Source organism: Mycobacterium sp. KBS0706, from assembly GCF_005938675.2.
Lineage (GTDB): Bacteria > Pseudomonadota > Alphaproteobacteria > DSM-16000 > Inquilinaceae > Inquilinus.
On sequence record NZ_VCCH02000170.1, the window covers coordinates 1 to 8839 of the forward strand.

The following is an 8839-nucleotide window of genomic DNA, read 5'->3' on the forward strand; positions in this document are numbered from 1 at the left end:
TGATCGTGGCGGCGCCGATCGCGGCGCCGATCTGCTGCATGGATTTGCGCACCGCATCGAGGAAGGCCCGGCTGGCGTTTTCCATCAGGTGCCAGCGGTCGGCGACCTGGGTGGCCTGCGGCAGCGCCTTGGCCGCCGCCACGGCGTAACCACCCCCGCGGTCGCGGGCGACGACGGCGATCTGCCGCTGGTCCGAGAGCCAAGCCTGTGCCGTCGCCCGCGGCATCGCAGGCGGCGTCATCCACCGCGAAGCCGCGCGGCACCAGGGCCGATGGCCGGAGAGCATCTCGCATGTTGTTGATTCCGCTCGTGAAACCAACGTCAGCAGATTCCCCAATCCCATCAAAATTGAGTCAGAGCCCCTTTTGGAAGCCGATACGGGGTCCTCGATGCCGGTTGACAGAGGAGCGTTCTGTGATGAAATCTCACAGAGTACCCAATTAGTCGGTTAGGAAATTATTAATAAGCTGGGACTGGTGCTCAATTTTTTGGCACCTATATCTTCACCACCACGCATTTGTGACATTACAGCATCGTGACATAGTTGACTCAAAAAAATGGACGTGCTTCAGTTGAATCGAGTCAGCAACGATCAAGCTGATCGGGGTAATTTTTGTGCCTGTGAAGCTTGGACTGGTTCAAAATGAGGAAAGAGATCTGTAGTCACACCCATTGAACGCGCGCGCAGCGTAAGGAGGCAGCAGTCATGTCACGCTCAATCTCACACGCAAACGAAGTCGTTCCCAACATGAATGTTGTGGGGAACACAGTGCTAGAGCGTCTCCGCAAAGAAGACATGGGTTTCGTTTTTGAGAGATTGGTGCATTCTGGCGAAATTGAAGAGAGCGAAGCGCCGATTTTGGAAGAAGAGTTTAAAAAATTTATTTACTTAGTTTCAGTTTCAGAAAAGCCCATTGCAATGATCGGTCCCAAGCCTGATGAGGTCTGGCACCAGTTCATTCTCTTCACTCGTCAATACGAAGCATTCTGCGAGCATACAGTCGGCTTCTTCATAGATCATACTCCCGACACGGATTCTGCTAGAGTGCCAGATGACGCTGGCGAAGAATTTCTAAAGGCTTATACAAAACACTTTGGTGAGCTTCCGGCCATCTGGACGCAGGGGATGGCGGCGGATACCGCTCGGGCCTATGCTGAATGGCCGGCTCACGGGAAACCCCCGGTTCGTTGGGCTTCGGTGGGAAGTTGCGCGCAAGTTCGCCGAACTTGAGGGCAGCCGCACAGCTTCAGCAAATCACTTAGAAAAGCAACATTTCGTTACTGATGCCTCCGGTTGACGGAGGCATCAGTTATTGTTTACTTTTTTAGCGTTAGGTTATAATTTGGAATTTGAGCGACAAGCGATCAAAACGAACCGCGGAAGTTTGCGAGGAGCTTGTCGTATCGTGTGGCAACGCGTCAGAGCTGTTTGAGCTTTGCGCAATTCTAAATGAGATTGCGCTCCTTGTAGATCGGCCAATGGGCTTGTCACGTAAGGGGCCCCCTGCCATGAGGTGCCATTGAGCCGATGGCTGCCTCACAGGATTTCAATGCCTTACACGTCGTGACGACATCCACGCAAAGGCCAAATCTGGCGAGAATTGCCTTAGCGTGACAAGCTCCGGTTACCCGCGCCGCCGAGGAGGCTGGCCCCATGGCGCGAGAAGTCGAAGGAGAGGATGCCGTTGAGGTTGATGTTCTCGTGCCGGATCGGCGCGATGTGCCGCACCAGATCATCGGGCAGGTCGACCAGACCCTGATCGGCGACCTGCTGGATCCGCAGGGTGTTCCAGGCCATGACGATGTTGGCGAGCAGGGTCAGGGCGCCGGAGATCGCGGTTAGCTGCTCGTTGGTGCGGCGCGCTTGGCCGGGATCATGCCGTCATGGATGGCGCGCTGTGGCGCCGAGGCGCAGAAATCCGTCTCAGCCCCGGCTGATCGCGCGCCGGGACACGGCATCGGCGGAGACGATCGGCCACAGGATCTCGGGGACGTCGAAACCTCTCGGCAGGTGGAGCTTGCGCGACTTGAGCTTGCCACCCGCGGGCACAGGTCGAAGCCGACGGATTTGCCCGCCGCGCTCGATCGCGACCTCGCCGGCCTCGACCGCGGCGGCGAGCGCCTGCAGCCGGTCCGACAGCCCAGCCTCGAGCAGCGGCAGGAACTGCGCGGCGGTCCCCGGCAGCGCCAGGTCGCGCAGGAGCCGGTTGCGGTCGCGCTGCCACAGGGCCGCGGGGATCAGCTTGTCCTCGGGCGGCTTGAACGACAGGCTGTGGTCGACCGAGACCGAGCGGTTGCGCAGCGCCCGCTTGAGCACCATCGTGGTCGCGGCCACGAAGCAGCCGAGTGCGGCCTTGCGATCGGGCTGGTCAATCAGGCTCTGCCAGGAAGGTCCGAAGGGATATGCGGTCCCGACCGGCAGGACCGTGGCGCCCGCCGCGCCGAGCCGGTCCAGAGTCGCGAAGGCGGCGGCAAGCGTATGGTTGGCCGGCACCGCCAGCTCGGCCGAGCGGGCCAGCCGGATCAGGCGCGCCAGCTCGCCGCATTCTTTGGCGAGCTCCTGCCGGATCTCGGCGACCTGGGTGATGTCGCGTTCCGGGGCGAAGGGAGCGAGGAGATCGCCCAGCCGGGCCCGCACCTCGGCGTCGCTGAGTCGCTCCAGGGCCATGAGGTCGCCGAGCAGGCCTCGGAAGCGCCGCAACCGGCTGGCACGGCCTCCTTCGCGCGCTGCTGCGCCTCGCGCCACAGCGCCGCGATGCGGTGGTCGAGCAGGGTGAGGCTGGCGTCGGTTAGGCGCAGCAGGCACAGGTGCAGGAAGCAGGCGATGGCGATGGTCCGCCGGGGCTCCCTGATCCGCGGCAGGGTTGCGGGCCTGAATGCCAGCACCCGCTTGGCGTGGTGCTCCAGGCCAGCCAGCGGCAGGTCGGGGAAGACCAGCGGTCGGCGCCCTGCACCTTGAGGACATGGATCTTGTCCAGCTGCTTGCTCGTCAAGGCTCTTCGTCCCCTTGCCCGAGGGCGTCGCGCGCAACCATTCGAGATGAGACGCGCCGCCGGGCTCGACCGGAGCCAGCAGCTGCGCCACCCAGCCGCTGTGCTCCGCCGCCGCCATGGCGATGTGCGCGGTCAGCGCCTTTCCCCGGTGCCGCAGCGCCTCGAACGCGAGGTGTCGCAGGTCGCGTTCCCCCGGCAGGAGATAGTGGTGATCGACCAGCCAGGCGCGGGCCCGCGCCATCAGCTCGGGCAGGTCGAACGCGGCGATCGCCTCACGGTGGAGGTGGCCGACCAGGCTCCTCTTGGCGTGCTCGGCTGCGTCGCTGCGGCCGAGCGCGTGAACGGCCGCCGCCTGATGGTCGAATAGGGTGCGGCGCCGGCGGTAGAGTGCCCGGATCGATGCGATCCGCGGTGCTGCGACGCCGAGTTGGCGGCCGAGATGGGTCAGTACCGCCGGCGGCACAAGCTCGACCGAGTTGAGCGTCCGGCCGGTCATCTTGAGAAAGCCGATCTGGAGCGCCAGTGCCAGGCGGTTCACCGGCCTGCGACGCTCCCGCACCGCCGCCGCCTCGGCATCGTCGTGGGTGAAGAAGAAGTCGGTCTCCAGCTGTCCAGCGCCATCAGGAACGGCCCCCTTAGCGACACGAGGAACTGACCCCCATGGTGGATCACGCTGTGGCGGGGAGCGGCGCAGGAGCGGGCTTCTGCAGAAGCCCGCTCCTGCGCTTTTCGCGAAGCCGGTAGCTCTCGCCCCGGATGGTGACGACCTGGCTGTGGTGGAGCAACCGATCGAGGATCGCGGTGGCGACGACGGGATCGCCGAACACCGAGCCCCACTCTCCAACTGCCCGGTTCGAGGTGACCATCATCGCGCCCTTCTCGTAGCGCCGGCTCACCAGCTGGAAGAACAGGTGCGCCGCGTCCGGCTCGAACGGCAGATAGCCGAGCTCGTCGACGATCAGCAGCCGCGGCTTGGCGAAGTGCGTCAGCCTCTCCTCGAGCCGTCCCTCGGCATGCGCCTTGGCCAGTTGCGCCACCAGCGTCGTCGCCGGCACGAACAGCACCGTGTAGCCGGCCACGATCGCCTCCCGACCGATGGCCACCGCGAGGTGCGTCTTCCCGACGCCCGGAGGCCCGAGGAACAATGCCGCTTCACCGTTGGCGATGAAGCGGCCCGTGGCGATCTCGCGGATCTGCGCCTTGTCGATCGATGGCTGGGCGCCGAAGTCGAAGCTGGCCAAGTCCCGCACGAAGGGGAACCGCGCCAGACCGAAGCTCATGTCGATCCGGCGCTGGTCTTTGCGCGCGATCTCCCGCTCACAGAACAGCGTCAGCGCCTCGCGGATCGTCAGCTCCCGGCGCCCGGCCTCGTCGATCAGGCTGTCGAGCTGGTCGCGCATCGCTGTCAGCTTCAGTCGCGTCAGCATCCGCTCCAGATGGTCGTGGTCGTCCACCGTCATGACCACGCCCCTCCGGCCACAGCCTCGTATTCCGACAGCGGCCGCAGCAACTCCGCCGGTGGCCACGGATCCGGTGGCGGCGTCGTTCGGATCGGCCGGCCCGCGGCACCGGCGACGCCGTCGAAGTGGGCGGGATCGACGACCCGGCCATGGCGACCGGCGCGCACCGCATGAACCGCCACCTGGCGGCCGGCATGGGAGACCCGGATCGCGCCGTCTGCAACCGTGACCCGGACACGCTCGCCAATCAGCCGCCATGGCACCGAGTAGGCATTGCCGTCGACCTCGACCGCGCAATCCGCCGTCACCTTGCGCACCAGGTCACGCGCGGTGAGGAAGGGCACGATGCCGGTGATCGGCTTCAGCGCCGCCGCCTCATCGCGCGTGAAGCGCAGCGCCGGCATCTCTCCCGTCGTCCCGTGCACCCGCGCATCCGCCGTCTCCCGCAGCCAGAGCTCCAGATGCGCCTCCAGCGCCGCGAAGCTGGCGAAGGCCCGGCCCGCGATCGCGTTGCGCTTCACGTAGCCGACGCCGCGTTCGTCCTTTCCCTTGGTTCGGGCCCGATACGGCGCGCAGGCCCGGATCCGGAAGCCCCAGTGCCGCGCGAAGGTGTGAAGGCGCGTGCGGCGCGGCGATCAAGGTGAGAGAGCGCGTCAATCAAGATGAGAGAGATCGCCGGCCTGGCGACGTGGGGAGGGCGTAGCCCGACCGGAGTCGCCAGGCCGGCGACGGCGTCGTCCAGCAAGGGCGTTGCTGTTTGGCTGTCGCGGCCGGCCGGGGCCAGGGTGGGTTCTTCGTGCACTGAGGAACCGCGTCCTTGCCCGGCCGCCACATCACCGACTGCCAGATGAGGCTCTACATGAAGTTCCGTCAGACCGAGACCGTGCCGATCGCAGCGGCCAAGGCCGGGTTCGGGACCGCGACCGGGTATCGGATCGAGAAGGATGCCCGGCTTCCCTCGACCCGGAAGCTTCCCCGCGGCCGGCGCCGGCCCGATCCGCTGGCCGATGTCTGGGAGGCCGAGATCGTGCCGATGCTGAAGGCGGCGCCGGGCCTGCGGCCGGTCGCCGTGTTCGAGGAGATGCTGCGGCGCCATCCCGAGCTCGGCCTCGGCATCCGCCGCACGCTGGAGCGTCGGATCCGCGCCTGGCAGGCGCTCCACGGCGCCGAGCAGGAGGTGATCTTCCGCCAGATCCACGAGCCGGGACGGCTCGGGCTGTCGGACTTCACCGACATGGCCGATCTCGGCATCACCATCGCCGGCGTCGTGCTCGACCACCGGCTCTACCACTTCCGGCTCGCCTACAGCGGCTTCGAGCACGGCCATGTCATCCTCGGCGGCGAGAGCTTCGTCGCCCTGGCCGAAGGGCTGCAGAACGCGCTGTGGGCGGTCGGCGGAGCGCCGCACGAGCACCGCAGCGACAGCCTGTCGGCGGCGTTCCGCAATCTCGACCGGGACGCGCGGGAGGACCTGACCCGGCGCTACGACGCCCTGTGCGCGCACTACGGCATGACGCCGAGCCGCAACAATCCCGGCGTGGCCCACGAGAACGGCGCGATCGAGGGCCTGCATGGCCATCTCAAGCGGGCGATCGAGGATACGCTGCTGCTGCGCGGCACGCGCGCGTTCGACGATCTGGCGGCCTACCGCCGCTTCATCGATGAGATCGTCGGCCGCCGCAATGCCCGCCTGGCGAAGCGGATCGATATCGAGCGGGCCGCGCTGCAGGCGCTGCCGCCGCGGCGCACCACCGACCACGAGGAGACAATCGTCAGCGTGACCTCCGCCGGCGGCTTCACGCTGCGCAAGGTGTTCTACACCGTGCCCTCCCGCCTGATCGGCCACCGGCTGCGCGTCCGCCTTTATGACGACCGGCTGGAGCTCTTCATCGGCGGCACGCCGCTGATGACGCTCGCCCGCGGGCGAGCCCAGGCCAAAGGCCAGCGTGGGCACGTCGTCGACTACCGGCACGTCATCCACTCGTTGCGGCGCAAGCCCATGGCGCTGCTCAACCTGGTCTATCGCGACCAGCTCTTCCCACGCCGGGCCTATGCCCGCACCTTCGACGCGCTCCTCGCCCAGGGGGCGGAGCGGGCCGCCTGCCGGACCATGGTCGAGCTGCTCGCGCTCGCCCATGACCGGGCCTGCGAGGCCGAGCTCGCCCAGATGCTCGACGCCGGCCTGGCCGATGGCAGGCTGCCCGACATGGCCGCCATCCGCGCCCGCTTCGCTCCCGATCCGTCGCAGGTCCCAACCGTGCGCGTCGACCTCGCCCCGCTCAGCGCCTATGACGAGCTCGGCACCGTCCGGACCGCCACGGCATACCCGGGAGCGACGGCATGAGCGTCACCGACCCGATCGATGCCGGCCGGCTCGGCCTGCTGCTCAACGACCTCCGGCTCCCCGCCATCAAGGTCATGTGGGCCGACTTCGCCGCCCGCGCCGATACCGAGGGCTGGCCGGCCGCGCGCTTCCTCGCCGCCCTGGCCGAGCACGAGATCGCCGAACGCGCCCGCCGGCGCTTCGAGCGCCATCTCGAGGAGGCCCGCCTGCCGCCCGGCAAGACCCTCGCCACCTTCGACTTCGACGCCGTGCCGATGATCAGCAAGGCCCAGGTCATGGCGCTCGCCGCCGGCGACAGCTGGATCGAGAAGGGCGCCAATCTGGTCCTGTTCGGCCCACCGGGCGGAGGCAAGAGTCACCTGGGGGCAGCCCTCGGACTCGCCCTGGTCGAGCACGGCTGGCGCGTCCTGTTCACCCGCACCACCGACCTGGTCCAGAAGCTCCAGATCGCCCGCCGCGAGCTCGCGCTGGAGGCCGCCATCGCCAAGCTCGACAAGTACCACCTCCTGATCCTCGACGACCTCGCCTACGTCAGCAAGGACCAGGCCGAAACCAGCGTCCTGTTCGAGCTCATCGGCGCCCGCTACGAGCGCCGCTCCATGCTCATCACCGCCAATCAACCCTTCGGCGAATGGGGAAAGGTCTTCCCCGATCCCGCCATGACGCTCGCCGCGGTCGACCGCATCGTCCACCACGCCACCATCTTCGAGATGAACGTCGAAAGCTACCGTCGGCGCTCCGCCCTCGATCGCCATCGTGGGCCAGGGCGGCCACCTACGCGCGCGACAATCAACTCCCTCGACTGATTGACGCTCCGCGACAATCAAACGGCGAATGTCCTTGCCTTCGCCGCTCAGCCCGTCAATCTTCTTCTCGCCGCGGCACCAGATCTCTCATCTTGATTGCCGCTGCCCTCTCATCCTGATCGTCGCGCTATAGGCGCGGATTCAAGATCACCTCCCGGGTCGCCGGATCGTGATGCAGGATCAACGCCCGGGCGTTGTCGAGCAGACCTCCTCGGTCACGCCGCCGAAGGCCCGGAACGTGCTCTCCATCCCCTCGAACCAGTGATCCTGCCGCTCTCCGGTGAAGGCTCGCACATGCATCCGCCGCGAGTATCCCAGCGTCGCCACGAAGAAGAACACCTTCTCCGCCCGCCCGGCGATCATCACCCGGCGCTCGCCGAAGTCGATCTGCAGCTGCTCTCCTGGCCGCGTCTCGAACCGCACCGTCGCCCGGGCCTGCGCCCGCAGCTCCTGACGCAGCGGCGCCACGGCCCGCTCGACCGTCCGCAAGCTCACCACGATGTTCTTCTCGGCCTCCAGTTCCTGCCGGACCACATCGGCGTTGCCCGCATGCCGGCGGAACCGCTCGCCCAGCCAGGGCTCCAGACCATCCAGCTTCTTCGACCGAGACGGCGACGCGCAGGGGCGCCAGCCTCCCGCTCCCAGCCAGCGCTTCACCGTGTTCTTCGAACACCCAAGCTCCGCCGCGATCCGCTTCGCGCCCCAACCCAGCGCCTTCAACGCCAGCATCGCCGATACGTCGTCCGGCGTTCGCATCAACTCCCTCCGCGGATCGCCTCTCCGCGGAAATCCCTGCACATCTTCGACTTCCATGCCGACCTCCTGCTCTCAAGCAGGGGTCAGTTCCTCATGTCGACTGGGGGGCAGTTTGCCGTGATGCCTGACACCAGCTGCCGACAGCGTCTGCGGGAACCAATCCAAGCCCAAATGTCGATGCTCCTACCGGCTCATGCTGGATCCCCTCCGCGCTCGAGACGGGACAGGATGCGCTGCCGCCTTCCGCTTGGCCAGCGCGGCATAGAGGGCTGTCTTGCCCACCTTGAGCCGCCCTGCGGCCGCGCGCGGAGGGGCCCGCCGCCATCAGTGCCTCGGTCCGGGCCATACCCGGCCGCGGTGCGGTCGCGGATCAGGCCGCGCTCGAACTCGGCGAGCGCGACCTGGTCATCATCACGAGAACGAAGTCGACTGCGAAAAGCTGAATCTCTTATGATATCAATGGCTTACGATAAGGCTGCC

General features: G+C 66.7%; 6 protein-coding genes and 4 pseudogenes. 3 read left to right on the forward strand and 7 right to left on the reverse strand.

The features are described from left to right. A pseudogene (locus tag FFK22_RS39710) lies at positions 1 to 232 on the reverse strand (transposase); the annotation flags it as partial. Between the two features lie 474 nt (positions 233 to 706). Between FFK22_RS39710 and FFK22_RS39715 the strand changes: the two are divergent. Further along, positions 707 to 1231, forward strand: a complete 525-nt coding sequence (locus FFK22_RS39715; protein ID WP_138893407.1) for a hypothetical protein — start codon at positions 707 to 709, stop codon at positions 1229 to 1231. Positions 1232 to 1606: 375 nt separating this feature from the next. Here the strand turns inward: FFK22_RS39715 and FFK22_RS39720 are convergent. The 5 genes and pseudogenes from FFK22_RS39720 to FFK22_RS39735 all read right to left on the reverse strand — a co-directional run. Beyond that, positions 1607 to 1849, reverse strand: a pseudogene (locus tag FFK22_RS39720) (Tn3 family transposase); the annotation flags it as partial. Between the two features lie 75 nt (positions 1850 to 1924). After that, positions 1925 to 2668, reverse strand: a complete 744-nt coding sequence (locus tag FFK22_RS44625; RefSeq protein ID WP_306770249.1) for a hypothetical protein — start codon at positions 2666 to 2668, stop codon at positions 1925 to 1927. A 497-nt stretch (positions 2669 to 3165) separates the two neighbouring features. After that, positions 3166 to 3687 (reverse strand): annotated as a pseudogene (locus FFK22_RS44630) (DUF4158 domain-containing protein); the annotation flags it as partial. Further along, positions 3662 to 4453, reverse strand: a complete 792-nt coding sequence (gene istB / locus FFK22_RS39730; RefSeq protein WP_186002919.1) for an IS21-like element helper ATPase IstB — start codon at positions 4451 to 4453, stop codon at positions 3662 to 3664. The gene istB (FFK22_RS39730) and the pseudogene FFK22_RS44630, both read right to left, overlap by 26 nt. Then, a pseudogene (locus FFK22_RS39735) lies at positions 4450 to 5073 on the reverse strand (IS21 family transposase); the annotation flags it as partial. The pseudogene FFK22_RS39735 and the gene istB (FFK22_RS39730), both read right to left, overlap by 4 nt. A 227-nt stretch (positions 5074 to 5300) precedes the next feature. Here FFK22_RS39735 and istA point away from each other — a divergent pair. Then, complete coding sequence (istA, locus tag FFK22_RS39740; protein WP_306770250.1) at positions 5301 to 6797, forward strand: IS21 family transposase; 1497 nt, start codon at positions 5301 to 5303, stop codon at positions 6795 to 6797. Further along, on the forward strand, positions 6794 to 7603 hold the full coding sequence (gene istB, locus FFK22_RS39745) for an IS21-like element helper ATPase IstB (protein WP_138893411.1): 810 nt from the start codon (positions 6794 to 6796) through the stop codon (positions 7601 to 7603). The genes istA and istB (FFK22_RS39745) overlap by 4 nt, the downstream gene beginning before the upstream one ends. 180 nt (positions 7604 to 7783) lie before the next feature. On the opposite strand, the gene FFK22_RS39750 is transcribed toward istB (FFK22_RS39745), so the two are convergent. Then, positions 7784 to 8359, reverse strand: coding sequence for a helix-turn-helix domain-containing protein (locus tag FFK22_RS39750; protein WP_221939228.1), 576 nt, complete (start codon positions 8357 to 8359; stop codon positions 7784 to 7786). Positions 8360 to 8839: the final 480 nt, after the last annotated feature.

What these genes read in the sequence shown, in the direction of transcription:
- FFK22_RS39715 (WP_138893407.1), top strand. Translation starts at nt 707, where the DNA reads ATGTCACGCTCAATCTCACACGCAAACGAAGTCGTTCCCAACATGAAT.
- FFK22_RS44625 (WP_306770249.1), bottom strand. Translation starts at nt 2,668, where the DNA reads ATGGCCCTGGAGCGACTCAGCGACGCCGAGGTGCGGGCCCGGCTGGGC.
- istB (WP_186002919.1), bottom strand. Translation starts at nt 4,453, where the DNA reads ATGACGGTGGACGACCACGACCATCTGGAGCGGATGCTGACGCGACTG.
- istA (WP_306770250.1), top strand. Translation starts at nt 5,301, where the DNA reads ATGAGGCTCTACATGAAGTTCCGTCAGACCGAGACCGTGCCGATCGCA.
- istB (WP_138893411.1), top strand. Translation starts at nt 6,794, where the DNA reads ATGAGCGTCACCGACCCGATCGATGCCGGCCGGCTCGGCCTGCTGCTC.
- FFK22_RS39750 (WP_221939228.1), bottom strand. Translation starts at nt 8,359, where the DNA reads ATGCGAACGCCGGACGACGTATCGGCGATGCTGGCGTTGAAGGCGCTG.